The 20428-nt window shown below is 39.1% G+C and carries 17 protein-coding genes and 1 riboswitch; of the genes, 15 read left to right on the top strand and 2 right to left on the bottom strand.

Translation table 11 applies throughout. The features are described 5' to 3' along the window. The first annotated feature begins 5 nt into the window (after window positions 1-5). The 4 genes from pgsA (at window position 6) to rny (ending at window position 5224) form a co-directional block, all read left to right on the top strand. The gene (pgsA, locus tag CJZ72_RS04325) at window positions 6-584 is read left to right on the top strand and encodes a CDP-diacylglycerol--glycerol-3-phosphate 3-phosphatidyltransferase (RefSeq protein ID WP_005875113.1); all 579 of its coding nucleotides are present in this window, start codon (window positions 6-8) and stop codon (window positions 582-584) included. A gap of 323 nt (window positions 585-907) precedes the next feature. Continuing rightward, the gene (locus CJZ72_RS04320) at window positions 908-2155 is read left to right on the top strand and encodes a competence/damage-inducible protein A (RefSeq protein WP_081134999.1); all 1248 of its coding nucleotides are present in this window, start codon (window positions 908-910) and stop codon (window positions 2153-2155) included. Window positions 2156-2259: 104 nt separating this feature from the next. Beyond that, entirely contained in the window at window positions 2260-3300 is a 1041-nt protein-coding gene (gene recA, locus CJZ72_RS04315) for a recombinase RecA (protein WP_005875116.1), read from the top strand. Window positions 3301-3667: 367 nt separating this feature from the next. Beyond that, complete coding sequence (gene rny, locus CJZ72_RS04310; RefSeq protein ID WP_005875117.1) at window positions 3668-5224, top strand: ribonuclease Y; 1557 nt, start codon at window positions 3668-3670, stop codon at window positions 5222-5224. A 34-nt stretch (window positions 5225-5258) separates the two neighbouring features. Here the strand turns inward: rny and proC are convergent, their stop codons facing one another. Beyond that, window positions 5259-6062, bottom strand: coding sequence for a pyrroline-5-carboxylate reductase (proC, locus tag CJZ72_RS04305; protein ID WP_081135001.1), 804 nt, complete (start codon window positions 6060-6062; stop codon window positions 5259-5261). Between the two features lie 176 nt (window positions 6063-6238). Here proC and mprF point away from each other — a divergent pair, with 176 nt between their 5' ends. The 9 genes from mprF to thiT all read left to right on the top strand — a co-directional run bounded on the left by mprF (window position 6239) and on the right by thiT (window position 17251). Beyond that, window positions 6239-8812 carry a bifunctional lysylphosphatidylglycerol flippase/synthetase MprF gene (gene mprF / locus CJZ72_RS04300; protein ID WP_081135002.1) on the top strand — a complete coding sequence of 858 codons (2574 nt, stop codon included), beginning with the start codon at window positions 6239-6241 and terminating at the stop codon, window positions 8810-8812. A 169-nt stretch (window positions 8813-8981) separates the two neighbouring features. Continuing rightward, window positions 8982-9830: a 4-(cytidine 5'-diphospho)-2-C-methyl-D-erythritol kinase gene (gene ispE / locus CJZ72_RS04295; RefSeq protein WP_081135005.1), complete on the top strand. Its 849-nt coding sequence runs from the start codon at window positions 8982-8984 to the stop codon at window positions 9828-9830. Window positions 9831-10260: 430 nt separating this feature from the next. Beyond that, a complete protein-coding gene (locus CJZ72_RS04290) occupies window positions 10261-11199 on the top strand; it encodes a metal ABC transporter substrate-binding protein (RefSeq protein ID WP_081135007.1) in 939 nt (312 codons plus the stop codon). Window positions 11200-11216: 17 nt separating this feature from the next. Beyond that, window positions 11217-11897, top strand: coding sequence for a metal ABC transporter ATP-binding protein (locus tag CJZ72_RS04285; RefSeq protein WP_081135010.1), 681 nt, complete (start codon window positions 11217-11219; stop codon window positions 11895-11897). Beyond that, a complete protein-coding gene (locus CJZ72_RS04280) occupies window positions 11870-12694 on the top strand; it encodes a metal ABC transporter permease (RefSeq protein ID WP_081135012.1) in 825 nt (274 codons plus the stop codon). The genes CJZ72_RS04285 and CJZ72_RS04280 overlap by 28 nt, the downstream gene beginning before the upstream one ends. A gap of 166 nt (window positions 12695-12860) precedes the next feature. Further along, window positions 12861-13679: a pur operon repressor gene (gene purR, locus CJZ72_RS04275; RefSeq protein WP_005875132.1), complete on the top strand. Its 819-nt coding sequence runs from the start codon at window positions 12861-12863 to the stop codon at window positions 13677-13679. 342 nt (window positions 13680-14021) lie between these two features. Continuing rightward, a complete protein-coding gene (glmU, locus tag CJZ72_RS04270) occupies window positions 14022-15395 on the top strand; it encodes a bifunctional UDP-N-acetylglucosamine diphosphorylase/glucosamine-1-phosphate N-acetyltransferase GlmU (protein ID WP_081135015.1) in 1374 nt (457 codons plus the stop codon). Between the two features lie 93 nt (window positions 15396-15488). Continuing rightward, window positions 15489-16457 carry a ribose-phosphate diphosphokinase gene (locus CJZ72_RS04265; protein WP_005875136.1) on the top strand — a complete coding sequence of 323 codons (969 nt, stop codon included), beginning with the start codon at window positions 15489-15491 and terminating at the stop codon, window positions 16455-16457. 20 nt (window positions 16458-16477) lie between these two features. Next, a riboswitch (TPP riboswitch) is annotated at window positions 16478-16581 on the top strand. An 88-nt stretch (window positions 16582-16669) separates the two neighbouring features. Further along, window positions 16670-17251 carry an energy-coupled thiamine transporter ThiT gene (gene thiT, locus CJZ72_RS04260; protein WP_095443648.1) on the top strand — a complete coding sequence of 194 codons (582 nt, stop codon included), beginning with the start codon at window positions 16670-16672 and terminating at the stop codon, window positions 17249-17251. A gap of 207 nt (window positions 17252-17458) precedes the next feature. Here thiT and CJZ72_RS04255 read toward each other — a convergent pair whose 3' ends face one another. Further along, entirely contained in the window at window positions 17459-18235 is a 777-nt protein-coding gene (locus CJZ72_RS04255) for a hypothetical protein (RefSeq protein WP_005875138.1), read from the bottom strand. Between the two features lie 287 nt (window positions 18236-18522). Between CJZ72_RS04255 and CJZ72_RS04250 the strand changes: the two genes are divergently transcribed. Both CJZ72_RS04250 and CJZ72_RS04245 read left to right on the top strand, forming a co-directional pair. Next, complete coding sequence (locus tag CJZ72_RS04250) at window positions 18523-20235, top strand: patatin-like phospholipase family protein (protein WP_095443647.1); 1713 nt, start codon at window positions 18523-18525, stop codon at window positions 20233-20235. Then, a complete protein-coding gene (locus CJZ72_RS04245; RefSeq protein ID WP_016177758.1) occupies window positions 20205-20423 on the top strand; it encodes a YdbC family protein in 219 nt (72 codons plus the stop codon). Before CJZ72_RS04250 ends, CJZ72_RS04245 begins: the two co-directional genes overlap by 31 nt. Window positions 20424-20428 lie beyond the last annotated feature (5 nt).

Raw genomic sequence — 20428 nt, 5'->3', positions numbered from 1 at the left:
ATACTGTGAATTTACCAAATAAATTAACTGTAATTAGAATTTGTATGATCCCGATTTTTATTTTAGTTGTCGGATTGCCATTGGATTGGGGTCAATTAACTGTAGGAGATACCACACTTGAGGTGACCCAATTGGTAGGAGCAATTATTTTTGCGATTGCTAGTATCACGGATTGGTTGGACGGCAAAATTGCTCGTGCACGTGGTTTAGTAACGAACTTTGGGAAATTTGCTGATCCTTTAGCTGATAAAATGTTGGTAATGACGGCATTTATCATGTTAGTTGGTCAAGGAAAAGCACCAGGGTGGGTCATCGCGATCATCGTGTGTCGTGAACTGGCTGTAACAGGATTGCGCCTACTATTGGTCGAACATGGAGAAGTCATGGCAGCTGCGTGGCCTGGGAAAGTAAAAACAGCTACACAAATGGTTGCGATTATTTTGTTATTCATCAATAACATTCCATTTAATCTAATCGGTCTTCCGGTTGATCAAATCATGTTATATGCTTGTTTAGTCTTTACCATCTATTCAGGAGTCGACTATTTTGCCAAAAATAGTGGCGTATTCAAAGGATCGATGTAATTGAAACCAGCAGTTAGTTTCCCTGAGAAAACAAACTGTTTAAGCAACATAAAAACCGAAAATCCTCGGAAAAGCTTACCTTGAGGATTTTCGGTTTTTTTGTTGGAGAGAGTTCAAGTATAAAAATGATACGCATGATTGAAAGAAAAGACAGAAAATATTTTTTAGTAAAGAAGAATGAGTCAAAAATTTTTTACTGTTTTTGTGAAGGGGAAATGAGCAAATAATCAAAGAACCTTTTGACAAATAGCGTATACTATTTAAGTAGGGATTACTACAAGCGAGTAGACATGCAAACAGTTAAAGTTAAGGAAGCGATCAAGATGAAATCAGAAATTATTGCCGTAGGAACAGAGCTTTTATTAGGGCAAGTTGTCAATACCAATGCGACATTTTTATCAGAACAATTAGCAGATCTTGGGATCGACGTCTATTATCAAACAGTTGTGGGAGATAATCCTACACGTTTAGAAGAGTTGATTCAGTTAGCAGAAACGAGAAGTGAATTGATCATTTTGTGTGGTGGATTAGGACCGACAGAAGATGATCTAACAAAAGAAGTGACAGCAAAGCATCTTGGTAGAGAACTAATTCAAAATACAGAAGGATATAAAAAATTATTGACCTTTTTTGAAACAACGAAACGAAAGATGACAGAAAACAATTTGCAACAATCACAAATCATCGAAGGGGGAATCCCGCTACCCAATCGTACTGGTCTAGCCTTGGGTACATTTTTCCAAACAGAAGATCATGTGTATATCTTACTACCGGGTCCGCCAAGTGAATTGAAACCAATGTTCATCGAACAAGCGCGTCCGCTATTGGAAGAAAAATTTCCATCAGAAGAAAAATTGATTTCAAAAGTGCTAAGGTTTTATGGTATTGGAGAGTCACGTCTAGTAACAGAATTAAAAGATTTGATCGAAACACAGATCAATCCAACGATCGCACCTTATGCAAAACCCAACGAGGTCACTTTGCGATTAACTGTGAAAACAAAGGATGCACATGCAGGAAATCAAGCATTACTAGCTTTAGAAGAAAGAATCCAAGAACGAGTTGGCGAGTATTTTTATGGCTACGGGGATGACAATTCTCTGCCAAAAGTTGTCGTGGATCTCTTAAAAGAAAGGAACCAAACGATCACTGCGGCGGAAAGTTTGACCGCAGGAGCTTTTCAAGCTGCATTAGGAGATATCCCAGGTGTATCTGCAGTCTTTCCTGGTGGTTTTACGACGTATTCGTTAGAAACAAAAGCAAATTTTTTAACGATTGATCGCCACTTTTTAGAAAAATATGGGACAGTTAGTCAAGAATGTGCGGAGCAAATGGCTCTTCAAGCAAGAAAAATAGCAGGAACAGATTACGGGATTTCTTTCACTGGAGTAGCTGGACCAGATGAACTCGAAGGACAGCCTGTTGGGACGGTTTGGATTGCGTTAGCATATGGAGACGAAGCAGTCATTTCACAGAAATATCGATTCACGAGAGACCGCGCAGCGATAAGAAACAGCGCAGTAATGCAAGGATTTGATCTGTTAAGAAGACAAGTATTAAGAAAAAAATAAATGCGAATATTTGTTCGGTTTTTGCTTGCTTTTTGATAATAAAAACGATATGATTAGCTTAATGAATGTTGCACTGATTTGTGAAAATAAGGAGGATTATCGTATTGGCAGATGATCGTAAAGCAGCGTTAGAAGCTGCGTTGAAAAAAATTGAAAAGAACTATGGTAAGGGTTCGATCATGAAGTTAGGCGAAAAGATCGACCAACAGATTTCTACCATCCCAAGTGGTTCACTTGCACTAGATGTTGCATTGGGAGTTGGTGGCTATCCTCGAGGCCGAATCGTTGAAGTCTATGGACCAGAAAGTTCAGGTAAGACCACAGTTGCCTTACATGCAATTGCTGAAGTACAAAGAAATGGTGGCACAGCAGCGTTTATTGATGCTGAACATGCCTTAGATCCACAATATGCCCAAAAATTAGGCGTAAATATCGATGAATTACTTCTTTCTCAACCTGATACTGGTGAACAGGGATTAGAAATCGCTGATGCTTTAGTATCAAGTGGTGCGGTTGACATCGTTGTTGTCGATTCTGTAGCAGCTTTGGTTCCTCGTGCAGAAATTGATGGCGAAATGGGTGACTCTCACGTAGGGTTACAAGCTCGTCTAATGTCTCAAGCATTACGTAAATTGTCAGGATCGATCAATAAAACAAAAACGATTGCGATCTTTATCAACCAGATCCGTGAAAAAGTCGGCGTGATGTTTGGTAATCCTGAAATCACACCAGGGGGACGTGCGTTGAAATTCTACGCAACGATCCGTTTAGAAGTCCGTCGTGCGGAACAATTAAAACAAGGAACAGATATTGTTGGTAACCGTACAAAGATCAAAGTGGTGAAAAATAAAGTTGCGCCGCCGTTCAAAATCGCTGAAGTGGATGTCATGTACGGTCAAGGTATTTCTCAAGAAGGAGAATTACTGGATATGGCTGTTGAAAAAGACATCGTTGATAAGAGCGGAGCTTGGTACTCTTATAAAGAAGACCGTATCGGCCAAGGACGCGAAAATGCAAAGATCTATATGGCAAATCATCCAGAAATGATGGCAGAAGTTTCTGCATTGGTACGTGCGGCTTATGGTATCGGCGAAGAAGTCGAAGTACCAGAAGAAGCACAGGCAGAACTACCATTAGAAGAATAATTGAATCAAGAAACAACAGGTAAACGAGTAGATGACTTGTTTGCCTGTTTTTTTATCTTTAAACCACTAATTGTCGTGTAGCAATGGGTGCAAGCCGAATATTTTTTTAACGTTCCTTATTCTGGATATTTTCGATGACAAGATTTATAAAAACACTATAATTATATGTAAAACGTCCCTTTAACGAAAAAACAGTAAACCGTTTCCTTACGTATTTAAAGTTGACACTGTGGGGTACAAACATTAGAATAAACTTGTGTACATTTTTGTACACATATGCGAGAAGCATATTGACAAGTTTAGAATACTTTATCATAGAAGTTGTACAGATGATAAAAATGAAAAAGATAGTATGGAGGTGGATTTTATGGTATTCAACATTCTCCTCGCTATCATCGGTTTAATTGTCGGTCTTGGTTTAGGGTTTATGGTTGCGAAGTCACGTCACGAGAAAGAAATTGCTGGTGCACAATCATCAGCAGCTGGAATTATCGATAGTGCAAAGAAAGAAGCAGAAACTCTAAAAAAAGAAGCATTGTTAGAAGCTAAGGAAGAAAATCAGAAATATCGTTCTGAAGTTGAAAGTGAGCTGAGAGAAAGCAAATTAGAATTAAAATCTCAAGAAAATCGATTGATTCAACGTGAACAAACATTGAATCGAAAAGATGACTCGTTGGAAAAACGTGAGAACTCACTTGAAAGTAAAGAAGAAGCACTTAGTTCAAAACAGCAATTAATTGAAGAGCGAGAAAAAGACGTTGAAAAATTGGTTGAAGATCAACAAAAAGAATTAGAAAAAATTGCTGGTTTATCGAAAGAAGATGCAAAAGAAGTCATCATGAAGTCAACTGAAGAAGAGTTGAATCATGAATTAACTCTAATGGTAAAAGAATCTGAACAGCGAGCAAAAGAAGAAGCTGACCGTAAAGCGAAAAATCTTTTGTCATTAGCAATCCAACGCTGTGCAGCAGACCAAGTATCTGAAACGACAGTATCTGTTGTCACCTTACCAAACGATGAGATGAAGGGCCGAATCATTGGTCGTGAAGGTCGAAACATTCGAACACTGGAAACATTGACAGGAATCGATTTGATCATCGACGATACCCCAGAAGCAGTTGTACTTTCTGGCTTTGATCCGATCCGTCGCGAAATCGCACGAATGACCTTGGAAAAACTGATCCAAGATGGTCGAATCCATCCAGCACGCATTGAAGAAATGGTCGAAAAATCGCGTAAAGAAATGGATGAACGAATCCGTGAATACGGAGAAGAAGCCGCATTTGAAGTTGGAGCGCATACGTTGCATCCTGATCTGATCAAGATCATGGGACGTCTACATTTCCGAACAAGTTATGGACAGAATGTATTGAAACATTCCGTTGAAGTAGCAAAACTTTCTGGTATCTTAGCTGCTGAACTCGGCGAAGATATCCAATTAGCGAAACGTGCAGGCTTGCTTCATGATATTGGTAAAGCCTTGGATCACGAAATTGAAGGATCACACGTTGAGATCGGTGCTGAATTAGCAGCGAAATACAAAGAAAATCCAGTAGTGATCAATGCGATTGCATCACATCATGGCGACGTTGAAGCAACATCAGTCATCTCTGTATTAGTAGCTGCAGCGGATGCCTTGTCAGCCGCTCGTCCAGGAGCACGTAGTGAATCACTAGAAAACTATATCCGTCGTTTGAGAAGCCTAGAAAACATCTCCAATAGTTTTGCAGGAGTTGAATCAAGCTTTGCGGTCCAAGCAGGACGTGAAGTTCGGGTAATGGTCAAACCAGATGAAATTTCTGATCTAGATGCTGTTCGTTTGGTTCGTGATATCAGAAAACGAATTGAAGATGAACTAGATTATCCGGGACATATCAAAGTAATCGTCATCCGTGAAACACGAGCAACAGATTATGCAAAATAAAAAAGCGATGCAAGTTGAGGCTTGCATCGTTTTTTTATTTATCTAACATTTCAAGGTCTTTTTCGATCGTTGTATTGATGCCTTTGATGATAGCAGGGATAAATCCGGCTTCTTCTAAAGCAACTACACCAGCAACCGTTGTTCCACCTGGTGAGGATACTTGGTCAACTAGTTCCCAAGGATTCTCATCGCTAGCGAGAAATTTTTGGCAAGAACCCATAATTGCTTTAGCTGCGATTTCTGTTGCCATTTTTTTCGGTAAGCCATTTAGTACTCCTGCACGTCCCATAGCATCGATCAGCATATAGATAAAGGCAGGAGAACTTCCAGCTAGTCCGATAAATGTACTGAAATCATCTTCCGCTAATTGATAGACACTACCAATTGCTTCGAAAATATCAGTTGCCTGTTTCAACTCGCTATCTGTCACAGTTCGGCTTTTACAAATTGCTGAAACTCCAGCACCAACGCTAACGTTGACATTTGGCATGACCCGAATGATTTTAGCATCAGGGTTATTTAATGATTCTGTTAAATCGCTGATTGCTTTTCCTGAGGCAATCGAAATGAATAAACGTTTTTTACTATAACTTCGCAAATCTTTCAGTACTTGGTCGATGATCTTAGGTTTGACAGCTAAAAGAATCGTTTCGACTTGTTCTGCGACTTCTTGATTGCTTTTACAAGCAGTCACGCCTATTTTATCAGCAAAGCGTTTGGCATTTTCGTAATGACCACTAGAAACGAAGATGTCTTCTTTTGCAACAGTCCCTTTTTCGAGCAATCCATTGATGATTGCTTGAGCCATGTTTCCTGTTCCGATAAACCCGATTTTCATGATATCCTCTCCTTTATTTTTAGCATATCTTTCTTTTGGATGAAGGGCAAGTAAAGAATCATGAAAATTATGTTTAGAAATAGAAGAGAGATTCCTATACAAAAGTGGAAAAAATAGGATAAATAGGCTAACATTAATTCATAGAACGAAAGTAATCGAGTTAGGAAGGGTAAAATGTGAAAAATAAACGACACTTGATGCTTCAATGGATCAAAGATCACAGTCTGGTTTTGAAATTGATTTTTTTTGGATCAGTTCTGGTATTTGTAGCAAATCAAGTAGCTAATATTGCGCATGGCATGAGTTGGCAAGATATTTGGCAAACGATGGGACAACAAAATCATTTCACCCTTGCGTTAATGATCCTTATAGGGTTGATCGGGGTTCTTCCAATGCTGCTGTATGATTGGGTGACGATTCGTGTACTTGAAAAGCAAGGAAAGCCCAAAATGAAGCGACAGGATTTTTTCTTGGCTGCTTTTATTACGAATACGATCAATAATCTAGCTGGTTTTGGCGGGATTGTTGGTGCTAGTCTTCGAGCTAGTTTTTATGGGAAAGATACAAATCGGAAGAGGGTACTTGCAACGGTTTCTAAAGTAGCCTTATTCATGCTGACAGGGTTATCTATCTGGTCCTTTATTACTTTTTTTGATGTGTTTGTTCTTCAAGAATCAACTATTTTTAGAGGGTACTGGATCTGGTTATTGGGCGGAAGTTTTGTGGCACCAGCTATTTTTTTCTTTGCCTATTTAAAAAGAAAAACGCTGTTTGCGGAATTTTATCCTAAAGGCTTGTTGGGTTTGTTGATTGCCTCTTTTGGACAATGGACAGGCGCGCTGTTCGTGTTCTTGCTGATTGGTAGACTGATGAAGGTCGACATCTCCCTTTTTTCTATCTATCCAATGTTTATCATCGCGACGTTGATCGGTATGTTGACAATGGTCCCTGGTGGTATGGGAACCTTCGATGTGCTGATGATCCTAGGGATGAGTCAGTTATCTGTGCGACAGGATATTGCTGTAGTATGGTTACTTTATTATCGCTTATTTTATTATGTGATCCCTTTTGCAACAGGGCTCTTATTGTTCCTTACACAAACCGGGGTCAAAGTAAACCGTTTCTTGGATAATATCCCGCGACTGGTGTTTCAAAAGCTGGCGCATCTTGTCTTAGTAAGTGCTGTTTATTTTGCGGGTATCATGATGGTTTTATTGTCCACGATCACGAATCTTTCAACGATTAGTCGGCTATTCCAATTTTTATTGCCATTTTCATTTAACTTTTTAGATCAGATGCTGAATCTGTTAGTTGGATTCTTATTATTAGGATTGGCACGGGCATTAGCGATGAAAGTGAAGAAGGCATTTTTACCAACGATCGTGTTACTTGTTTTTGGTATTATCAATACGGTGACACGAACATTGTCGTGGCAATTGATTGTAGTATATCTCTTGATCTTGTTAGTTGTCTGGTTATCCAGAAAAGAATTTTATCGCCAAAAATTTGTCTATTCTTGGGGAGCTATCGTTTTTGATGCTTGTCTATTTGGTTTTTTGTTTATCGTTTATGCGATTGCCGGCTATCACAGTGGCAGTTTCTGGGTAGGGCGGTTGACGGCAAATCACTTTATCCTGTTTCCGTCTGATGATGTTTGGTTTTCTGGATTGATTGGTCTAGGTATCTCTTTGTTGGCACTAGTCGCTTTATACCAGTATTTAGCAACTACGCCGAAGAAATTAGGAGAAAGCTTGCAAATCGAGCGATTGGAAAAGCTTTTGACGCGTTATGGCGGGACAGCAGCAAGTCACTATTTGCGATTGCCTGGCTACACTTATTTTTATTACCAAAAACATCATGAAGACCAAGTCGTCTTTGGGTTTCAAATCAAAGGAAACAAATGTTTTATATTAGGTGATCCAATCGGGAATCCTGAGATGGTACGTGAAGCAACAGCAGAATTTATGAAAAAAGCCGATTGTTTAGGGTATCAATTAGCGTTTTATAAAGTATCCGAAAAATATGTCGTGACTCTCCATGAAGTTGGTTTTCATTTTACAAAAGTTGGTGAAGCAGGGATTGCTGATCTAACAGCTGAGGAAGTTCCTTGGATCAACCAACAATTGGAATACCAAAAACTGAATAACGAGGGATATCATTTTACCTGGTATGACCAGTTGCCAGAAGAGTTGCTTTTAGCAGTAAGTGAAGTTTCTAGAGAGTGGTTACAGGGAGCACGAGAAAAACATTATTCAGTGGGACGATTTGATACTGCCTATCTTTTATCCAGCGGGGTAGGAATCGTACGCAAAGAGCAGAAGATCGTCGGTTTCATCACAGCACAACCAATAACAAACGAGCAAGCGGGTTATGATTTGTTGCGGACGTTACCAGATGAGCCTGTTGAACTGGCGGATTATTTATTGGCGAATCTATTTGTGGTCTATCAAGAAAAAGGATATTTGGAAGCAAATCTAGGATTGGCACCTCTTGCAAAGGTGGGCGAAACAGATTTTTCTTTTGTACAAGAAAAAGTCATGCACATTGTCTATAATTACGGGAATTTCTTTTATTCCTTTCAATCTGCGTATGAAGAAAAATTGCGTTACGTAACCAGATGGGAAGGACGTTATTTTGCCTACATGAAAGGAAGCAGTTTTGTGTTTGCCACTATGCAATTGTTTATCCTTATCGGCAAAGGAAAAGAAAAAACACCAAGTTTTGCCGAAGAAGTACTCACAGAATTATAGAGCAAGAAAAAGAACTGGGATAAGAAGACAAAAAGCTATTCCAGTTTTTTTCTTTATTATTGAATAAAAGCGATCATGCAAGTCCGTGAACGCATTGGGGGAAGCTATACTTTTATTTTTCCCTGTGATAGAATACTTGCGACTTAGACTTTTTGAACGGGTGAGAGGGATGGAACTGATTGAGAAAGCACCAGCTAAGATAAACTTAGGTTTGGATGTGTTGTATAAGCGCCCTGATGGTTACCATGAACTGGAGATGGTCATGTCGAGTGTTGATTTGGCAGATCATTTGTTCTTTGAAGAAATACCAGAAGATAAGATCATCGTGGAAACAAACAAAGCGTTTTTACCAGTAGACCAGCGTAATAATGTATATCAAGCTGCTTTGTTGTTGAAAAATAAGTATCATGTAAATAGAGGCGTCAAGATTTTTGTTAAAAAGAATATCCCAGTTGCAGCAGGACTTGGTGGGGGGAGTACTGATTGTGCAGCAGCTTTAAGAGGCATCAACAAACTTTGGGATTTAGGCTGCTCTTTGGAAGAGTTGGCGAGTATCGGGCTTGAAGTTGGGACAGATGTTCCATATTGTGTTTATGGGAGCACTTCTTTTGTTAGTGGTAAAGGAGAAAAAATAAACGTTTTATCCCCTATGCCACCATGTTGGGTCGTGTTAGTTAAACCAAGAATGAGCGTTTCAACGCGAACGGTCTTCAAAGAGGTGGATGCGCAACAACTCAATCATCAAGATATTGAGGGATTAGTAGAAGCTATCCAACAGCAAGATTATCAAAAGATGATTGCTAAGATGGGCAACAGCTTGGAAGATGTCACAGGCAGACGACATCCAATCATTCATCAAATCAAAGAACGAATGTTGAAATATGGTGCTGATGCAGCTTTGATGAGCGGTAGTGGTCCAACTGTTTTTGCGTTGTGTCAACATTATTCAAGGGCGCAAAGAGTTTATAATGGCTTAAAAGGTTTTTGTGATGAAGTGTATTTAGTTCGTACGTTATGATCAAGAGTGATGTGTAGGAAAAGGCGTTTAGAATAAGCAATTGAATAAGAGAGGCTGTTTATTCGGTGGGATGTAGATGGAATGTGAGGTTCATATTTACTTCGCTTTAAGAATTTCTTTTCTTCAATGCAGACTCTTTTTATGGGCAGTTTGGTTATTGAATGGGTATGAATCATTTTGTTTTGGGAAGTTGGAACAGATGGATGTTCCACTTCCACTTTTTTTGTGTTCAAGGAAAAAACGACGCAAAACGTTTCTCTGAGCCACTTGATATGAATGTAGCATCATTTATTTTCCGTTTTGAAAACAAATTTGACCGCTAAATCAGAAATTGGAGTATTTCTATTGACTCAGTTTTTTTATTCTGATAAATTAAGTTCCGTTGACAAATCGTAATTTTCCGATTTGCTTTTTATGAAAGGGGAATATAATGAAAAAATATCTTTTAGGTGTTGCCTTGGCAACTGGATTATTGTTACTAGCTGCTTGTGGAAATACAGCCCAAGATACTTCGAAAAAAGATGAATTGACAGTTGTCACTACTTTTTACCCAATGTACGATTTTACTAAAGAAGTAGTGGGTGATGAAGGAAACGTGAAATTGTTGATACCAGCAGGGACTGAACCACACGATTTTGAACCGAGTGCAAAGGAGCAGGCAGAGATTTCTGATGCAGATGTTTTTGTCTATAACAGTTCAGATATGGAATTTTTTGTTGATTCATTAAAAGATTCTGTTGATACAGATAAAACATTGATGATCGAGGCAGCAAAAGGAATCGATCGCTTAGACACGAAGGAAGAAGAACATGAGCATGAAGGGGAAACCTCAGATAGTCATTCTCATGAATATGATCCGCATGTTTGGCTAGATCCCGTTTTAGCAATCAAAGAAGTACAAACGATTGCTTCTGACCTAGGGAAAAAGTACCCAGATAAAAAAGAAACATTTGATAAGAATGCAGCTGCATATATCAAGAAATTAGAAACATTGGATCAAAAATACAATGATGAACTAAAAGGTGCTGCGAATCGCACATTCGTCACACAACATGCTGCGTTTGCTTACTTAGCGAACCAATATGGTCTGACACAAGCAGCGATCTCAGGCGTTTCGCCAGATCAAGAACCTACACCAAGCCGTTTAGCTGAACTGAAAGATTTTGTGAAGAAAGAAAATATCAAAGTGATCTACTTTGAAGAAAATGCTTCTTCTAAAGTTGCAGAAACGTTATCTAGTGAAACAGGTGTGAAATTAGAGGTATTGAATCCGCTAGAAAGCTTGACGAATGAGCAAATCAAAGCGGGAGAAAACTATATTTCTGTGATGGAAAAGAATCTAGATGCATTGAAAGAAAGTATAAAATAAGAACGGAGGTATTTCGCGTGCATTATATCGAAATATCCGATTTAACTTTTTACTATGATGATGAGCCAGTGTTAGAAGATGTTTCTTACTACGTCGATGCCGGTGAATTTGTCATTTTAACAGGAGAAAATGGTGCAGCAAAATCAACGCTGATCAAAGCGTCTTTGGGGTTGTTGAAGCCATCAAAAGGAACGATAAAGATCGCCGAAAAGAATCAAGAAGGAAAAAAATTAAGTGTTGGCTATATTCCCCAGCAGGTTGCTTCTTTTAATGCTGGATTTCCTAGTACGGTAATTGAATTAGTGAGGTCTGGCCGCTATCCAAGAGGTCGCTGGTTCAAACGTCTGTCTGAAAAAGACCATCAACATGTCAAAAGAGCGTTGGAATCAGTAGGAATGTGGGACATGCGTCATCGGCGTATCGGCGAATTATCTGGTGGCCAAAAACAGCGGATCAGTTTGGCTCGGATATTTGCGACAGATCCTGATTTGTTCATTTTAGATGAGCCGACAACAGGGATGGATGAAGAGTCTCGGAATGAATTTTATCGTTTGCTTCGCCATAGTGCGCATGATCATGGAAAATCTGTATTGATGATTACGCACGATCATGAAGATATCAAACAGTATGCTGATCGTCAGATCCGTTTGGTAAGAAAGGAGGATTCTCCATGGCGTTGCTTTCATATGAATTCATGAGAAGAGCCTTTTTAGCGGCTATCTTTATTGCTGGGATCGCACCTATGTTGGGGGTATTCCTAGTGATAAGAAGACAATCGCTAATGGCTGATACGCTTTCCCATGTTTCATTAGCTGGGGTGGCATTAGGATTCTTCTTGAATATCAATCCAACGATGACTACGATGCTTGTTGTTGTTTTAGCAGCTGTCATTTTGGAATACTTGCGTACGATCTACCGCACTTATTCAGAGATATCGATCGCGATACTCATGGCAGGGGGCTTGGCTCTTGCATTGGTACTAATGAATCTCAGCGGTGGAAACTCAGCGACGAGTATCCAGTCCTACTTATTTGGTTCGATCGTAACCATCACATGGGAACAGGTCATTTTCTTAGGGATACTGTTCGTAGTTATCGGAATATTATTTTTCTTATTCAAACGCCCAATGTACGTTTTGACATTTGACGAAGACACTGCCCATGTCGACGGATTGCCTGTCCACTGGATGTCCATGATGTTCAATGTGATCACAGGTGTTGCAATCGCCGTGATGATCCCGATTGCGGGGGCGCTGTTGATCTCTGCAATCATGGTATTGCCAGCAGCAATCGGAATGCGATTAGGTAAAAGTTTTAATGTAGTCATCGCGATCAGTATCCTTGTTGGGTTTATCGGGATGCTTTCAGGTCTAACCAGTTCGTTTTATTTAGACACCCCCCCAGGAGCGACAATCACTTTAGTCTTTATCGTTTTATTCCTGCTGGTGAATTTGATCAAACGATTGCTTGTAGCATTTAAACGTAAAAGTAGATAAATAGTAAAAAGAAAAGGCAATGAAAACGAAAAATTTTCATCGTCTTTTCTTTTTTTTAGATAAATACCGAACTATTTTCTTATTTTTTTATAAAATGCTCGAATTTTTGAGTAAAAACTTATATAATGTAAAACGATAAAATTTTTTGAAAAAGGAGCTGGAATATGTGAAAGTACGTCGCAGTGAACGACTTGTTGATATGACTCAGTATTTATTAGAACATCCACACGAATTAATTTCGTTAACAAGTTTTGCCGAACGTTACGAATCTGCTAAATCATCGATCAGTGAAGATCTAGCAATCATTAAGAAGACATTCAGAGAAAGAGGCTATGGTATATTAGAAACCATCCCAGGAGCAGCTGGAGGTGTGTTGTTCATACCAGAAATCTCTTATGAAGAAGCCAAAAAATATGTTGAGTCACTAGCTGAACGTTTGTCAGAACAAGATCGTTTATTGCCTGGCGGTTATGTTTATTTATCTGATTTATTAGGTGAACCCGAATTATTGCGCCAAGTGGGTAAAATCATTGCTTCAAAATATTTAGGTGAAAAAATCGATGCAGTGATGACCGTAGCAACGAAAGGCGTGCCGATTGCACAAGCCGTTTCTTATTATTTGAACGCACCGTTTGTCATCGTTCGTCGTGATTCAAAAATCACTGAAGGATCGACGGTCAGTGTCAATTATGTTTCTGGTTCATCTGAAAGAATCGAAAAAATGGAACTTTCAAAAAGAAGTCTTAAGAGAGGTTCACGTGTGCTAGTCGTTGACGATTTCATGAAAGGCGGAGGAACAGTGAATGGGATGAAGAGCTTGATCGAAGAATTCGAATCAGAGCTTGTCGGGATCACAGTCTTTGCTGAATCAAAATTCAATGGACATCGAGCAATCGATGATTACACCTCACTTCTCTATGTCAAAGATGTTGACACTAAGACGAAGAATATTACAGTCGTGCCAGGAAATTATTTTTCAGAATAAGAAAAGTATACGATCGTTTTAGTCCACAAGTGACTACAATAAAGAGGCCGGGTCACAAGAAAGAAGAAGGAATTCACAGAAATTGTTTTCAAAATTTTTGCGAATTTCGGCTTATTTTTTCGAAGAGGTTACTTCTGATCCCACCGTTTATTCTGATCAAGAAGGTGAGATAAAAGTGATTTTACTTTTATCTCACCTTCTTTTTTCTGATGGTTGTCAGGAAGGATTTCAGCTAGGCTATTGTCAAATGGTCTAGGTTATAATTATAGATGGTTTGGTTGAAAAAATAGGAATAGTGGGCTAAACTTAAAACCATAATATATACAATTAGGAGTGACGCAATTGGACGCACGTTATGCAATTATTTTGGCTGCGGGAAAAGGTACACGTATGAAGTCAAAATTATATAAAGTTTTACATCCAGTTTCAGGAAAGCCAATGGTTGAGCATATCATCAATCGGGTAAGTGAAACGAACCCTGATCAAATCATCACCATCGTAGGTCACGGTGCAGACCAAGTGAAAGAACAATTAGGTGAAAGAAGCGAGTACGCTTTACAAGCAGAACAATTAGGAACTGGTCATGCTGTGTTACAAGCTGCTTCTTATTTAGAAGGAAAAGAAGGAACAACTTTGGTCATCAGTGGAGATACACCGTTATTGACCACTGAAACATTGAATAATCTTTTTGAATACCACCAAGGAAAAAACGCAAGTGCAACGATTTTGACAGCACAAGCAGATGATCCTACTGGTTATGGACGGATCATCCGAGATCATATCGGGATCGTTGAAAAAATCGTGGAACAAAAAGATACTACTCCAGAAGAAGCATTAGTCCAAGAAATCAATACGGGAACCTATTGCTTCGATAATCGTGCACTGTTTGACGCACTAAGTAAAGTAGGTACGGACAATGCGCAAGGCGAATATTATCTAACAGATATTATCGAGATCCTTAAAGAGGAAGGCAATACGGTAGCTGCTTACCAAACAGACGATTTTGATGAATCAATGGGGGTCAATGACCGAATTGCATTAGCTAAAGCCAATGAATTGATGCGCCAACGAATCAACAAAATGCATATGGTCAATGGGGTTAGTTTTGTTGACCCTGCAACGACATACATTGATGCTGGTGTAGTGATCGGTGCAGATACTATAATAGAAGCGGGCGTACAACTTCAAGGCAACACGGTGATCGGGGATGATTGCTTCATTGGTGCGCATTCACGCATCGTTGACAGCACGATCGAAGACCACGTAGTCGTTGAAAACTCTGTGATTGAAAGCAGTCTTGTAAAACGTCATGCTGATGTCGGTCCATTTGCGCACCTTCGTCCGAAAGCGGAAATTGGTGAAGGCGCACATATCGGGAATTTTGTCGAAGTGAAAAATGCGCAAATTGGTAAAAATACCAAAGTCGGCCATCTGACTTATGTGGGTGATGCGACATTAGGTGAAGAAATCAATGTTGGCTGTGGCGTAGTATTTGTAAATTATGATGGCAAAAACAAGCACCATACAACGATTGGCGACCATAGTTTCATTGGTTCAAACGCAAATATCATCGCGCCAGTCGAAGTGGCAAAAAATTCGTCCATTGCTGCCGGATCAACAATTACTGATGATATCCCAGAATATGCGATGGCAATTGCGCGTGCAAGACAAGTCAATAAAGAAGGATATGCTAAAAAACTCCCTTATTTAAATTAATACTTTTGCAAAAACCCTTGATTTATTCTGAAAATATGACTAGTATTTAGTAGGTAGAATTCTAGAGTTGTGAAAAAGAAAGTGGAGGTCCCCATGTCAAAACATTACTTTGACCCAAGATTAAAAATTTTTGCGTTAAATTCAAATCGCCCATTAGCAGAAAAAATCGCTGCGGCCGTCGGTGTCGAATTGGGTAAATCATCTGTTACTCAATTTAGTGATGGAGAAATCCAAGTGAATATCGAAGAAAGTATTCGTGGTTCACATGTGTATGTCATCCAATCAACAAGTAGTCCAGTAAATGATAACTTGATGGAATTATTGATTATGATCGATGCATTGAAACGTGCGAGTGCCAAAACGATCAACGTTGTGATGCCTTATTATGGTTATGCTCGCCAAGACCGTAAAGCACGCGCGAGAGAACCGATCACTGCAAAATTGGTTGCAAATATGATCCAAAAAGCTGGAGCAACAAGAATGTTGACCCTTGATTTACATGCTGTCCAAATCCAAGGATTCTTTGATATTCCTGTCGATCACTTAATGGGTGCACCATTGATCGCAAATTATTTCTTAGAAAAAGGCATTAAAGGGGACGATGTAGTCGTTGTTTCACCAGACCATGGTGGTGTAACTCGTGCGCGTAAATTAGCCGAGTTTCTAAAAGCACCGATTGCAATCATTGACAAACGCCGTCCAAAAGCAAATGTGGCAGAAGTAATGAACATCATCGGACAAGTAGAAGGAAAAACATGTGTCTTGATCGATGATATGATCGATACTGCGGGAACTATCACTTTAGCCGCAAATGCATTAAAAGAAGCCGGAGCAGTCAGTGTATATGCTTCATGTACACATCCAGTGTTATCTGGTCCAGCGTTACAACGGATTGAAGATTCAGCAATCGAACGTTTAGTTGTAACAGATTCCATCTACCTTCCAGAAGATCGTAAAATCGATAAGATCGATGAAGTGAGCGTTGGTGGTTTGATGGGTGATGCGATCAAACGTATCCATGAAAACAAACCAGTTAGTCCTTTATTTGAAACAAAAAAATAAAGGATATCTGAAAATTAAATAGAATCACAAAGGGGAGCCTGTCTGGGCTGAGATTGAATGTTATTTCTAAACCCTTCGTACCTGTTTCGGTCATGCGAACGTAGGAATTGTGACGAGTAGTAGATACTCATCTTGAAGTATCTGCTGGAGTAATGATTTTGAAATTACTTCCTCCTTTGTGGTTTTTATACTAAAAAGGAGGAAGTTTTTTTATGGAAAAGAAGTACAGCGTTTGGATTGAAGGAACGATCGTGGCTGCTTTAGCACTGGTTCTATCATTGATCCCATTGCAAATAGGTAGTAGTTTTTCAATTTCATTAGGTCAGATCCCACTCACGTTGTTTGCATTAAGACGAGGTTGGAAAGCCGGTTTACTCTCGGGATTTATTTGGGGGATTCTCCATTTTCCGACCGGACAAGTTTACTATCTTAGTGTTATCCAAGTTCTGATCGAATATCCGATCGCATTTACTTTCGCAGGATTTGCTGGCCTCTTTTCCAAGAGAATGCAAAAAAATGTTATAGAAGGAAATACTCGGGGAATGACCACCACTATTGTATTAGGAACAATTGTTGGTGTGGGGGCAAGATATTTTTGGCACTTCATCGCAGGTGTTGTTTTTTGGGGAAGTTATGCATTATGGGGAATGAATCCATGGATTTTTTCTTTCGTCATGAATGGGGCAAGCGGTCTTGCGACAGGAGTAGTCACTATCGTCGTTTTAATTGGGATTGAACGAACGATGCCAGCATTATTCCTAGGCCACAGCCAAAGACAAAGAAATAGTTTCTGAAAAATATGAAGTACGATCAGGAACAGTAATAGATAAATGAAAAGCCCACTTCTGAAAATAGAGATATCTATTCTCAGAAGTGGGTTAGTTTTTGTTTGAATAGGGTTCTTAAAAAGATATCCCGTTTATTTTTGGAGTGGACAAAAGAAATGTTTCCCCTGATCTAATGCTTTTACTGAAAAAATGGAAACGTCTGTCTTGCCCGTTTTAAATCAATGTATTCGCAGTAAAATCAACTGCTTCACCTTCAAGTTTCCAATGCCGATCAGCGGCTTGGTAAACTAAAGTCCCGATTGCTTCTTCTTCACGGTAGCGTGTTCCTTTTAATTTCCAAATATAATCTTCGATCACATAAATAGGAATACGATATTCATCGTTGACCAATCCACCTTGTTCAAATGAAAAAATGATGCCTTCCTGCATTAAATTACGCATATCTTTTAATAGATCGACACTGATGTTCTCAACAGGGATATCACGACGGAAAAAGGATTTTTTCTCGTTGATTTTTTCAAATAAGATCGTGCTTAATTTATTTGCGAAAATTCGGTAAAATTCGTCTAAATAGCGATAATAAATACGTCCTAATTGATCATTTAAATCGAAATAAACAAAATTATTTTGTAACTTATAAAAAAATGGAGAATGAAGATGTGTTTTCATGTGTCCAAAGTAAAGCAACTCAGAAATTTCTAAGGGTGTTAGTTCTTTTAACATCGTTAGATCACTGAAGTCGATCCATTTTAAATCGCCAGAACGATTTCTATTACGTACAGAGGCAAAAAATTGCTGGATATTTTCTGTACCACGGATAACTTTCAGACCGGTATGTGACTCGTACTCACCAGCGGTCGTTGAAGGGTCCAACAATAACAAATTTTGTGGAAAATGCACGATGCCGTTTGAAAAATCACTGATCGTCAGTCCTTTTGTTAAAACTGCATTACTTGTCGTATCGATATGTACATAAACTGACTCAGTCATCATGCTCCTCCTCTTAGCCTTTATCTCTTTTATTTTACAACATTTATCATAAAAAAGCTTGTTTCTTTTATTTTAAAATTCCATTACAAAACCGTTTGTTATCTGAAAGCCATACCATTTTTTGGATTGCTTAATAAATCCTTTAAAAAGCCGTATATACTGATATTTTTGCAACAACTAATTCATTTTAGTATTTCTCAAAAAAATAGTATACTAAAAATAAAAAACAAATTCTCTAACTAGTTTATGTGTGCCGCTTGTTATAATTACCGGAAAAGGAGAAGAAAATGAATATTCAACGGGTGTATAGTTCAGAGAGGAAATGGCTCTCTCGATCACTGCAACGTTCGCTACAAGTAGTGCCATTTTACCCTACCCATCAAGAAAGTCGGCAAATGTTTTGGCAGAGTACAAAAAAACGACAGGCTTGGAGATATACTGTTGAAAACCAAACAGTTTATTTTGTAGTGGAGTTCACGGATACACGAATGATCATTTGCAATCTTCTAGCAGAAAAAAGCCCTACTGATTGGTGTTCTTTCTTCATGCAACTGGAAAGCTGTGGACGGTATTTCTTCAAAAAGAGTTGTGAATTACGATTTGAAGAACCACTATCTTCTGAATGGCACGAGCGACTACTCTTGCACCAATATGAAATGACTGCTCACCAAATGGGTCAACACGTTTGGCAAAAAAAGCTGAATTATTGCAGTGGGTTAGTATTGGGCGGCGGCGGGGCACATGGAGCCTACCAAATTGGTGTATGGAAAGCATTGAAGGAAAAGAATCTTGCATTTGAAATCATTACCGGTACTTCGGTCGGGGCACTGAATGGTGTATTGATTTTACAAAATGATCTGGACCAAGCCATTTCATTATGGAAAAAACTGACCACGAGCCAAGTAATGGAATTTCCAAAAAAAACAGAAGAAAACGATCTTAGAAAAAGATTTATTCAAGAAACGAGACAGATGGCTAGGTCGGCAATTGTAGAGGGCGGTACCTCGATCGCACCGTTAGAAAATTTATTACGGCGAATGCTTGAACCACAGAAAATATTAGCCACATCGAAGCCTCGATTATTTACAGTAGCGACAAGATTGCCCGATTTTACAGAAGTTGTCACACCGATCCAGCAATTATCTGCGGAAGAAATCGCAGATTGGATACTTGCTTCCGCTGCCTTTTATCCTGCCATGGCTTATCGGAAAATCAGTGGATCAAAATATATTGATGGCGGGTATCGAAATAATTTACCGGTAGATGTTGCCATCCAGCATGGGGCGACGGAGTGCTTTGTGGTTGATATCAATGGTCCCGGTATAACTAAAAAAATCACACCACCACCTGGTTTCGTCCAATGGGAATGTGGCTCATTATGGTCCTTAGGTGGCTTTTTGATCTTTGATAGTCAGAGGAATCAGATGAATATCCAGTTAGGTTACTTAGAAACAAAGAAAGTTTTAGGTGATTTCCAAGGAAAATGGTATACATTCTTTACCGCCAAAGAGGCAGAAGGTAGTTGGCGTAAATTTTTGAACTATTTGATGAAAGACGTGCAAATCGATCTATCCTTTTGGTCGGACCCAAAATTTTGGCGCGATTTGCGTAAGTTATATAAAGACAGGGTGGTCATTGAGACATGCGGACTGGCAATGCTCGAACTACTAGCAAAAAAAAGAGTTGTTTTACCGAATAAAGTGTATCATTTTAATGAAATGGTGGGGCGGATCTGTAAAGAAAACATACTGACAAAGGACAGCCTCCGATCCATCGGACAATTGAATGCGGAAGAGTGGCAAAAATTTCAGGTATATCAAAAAAAACAAAAGGTTGAACAAGCAAAGCAAGCCACACTTTTTCGACTGATAAGAAATAAAGAAAACGCTAAGCTGCAATCTTCACTTGACGCACAACCAATTGACACATTATTGATCTTGTATTTATATTATCTTAAGGAGGAACAACAATGGCACAAGAATTTTCCTATGAAATCATAGAAGAGATCGCTGTTTTATCAGAAAACAACAAAGGATGGCGCAAAGAATTGAATCTGGTTAGTTGGAACGGACGTCCACCAAAATTTGATCTACGCGATTGGGCACCAGATCATGAAAAGATGGGTAAGGGACTAACACTGACAAACGAAGAATTTGAAGCGCTCCAAAAAGCTATCGAAAATATGTAATGGAA

It is taken from the genome of Enterococcus durans, assembly GCF_002277935.1.
GTDB classification, from domain to species: Bacteria; Bacillota; Bacilli; order Lactobacillales; family Enterococcaceae; genus Enterococcus_B; species Enterococcus_B durans.
This window is presented reverse-complemented; position numbering and strand designations above follow the sequence as displayed.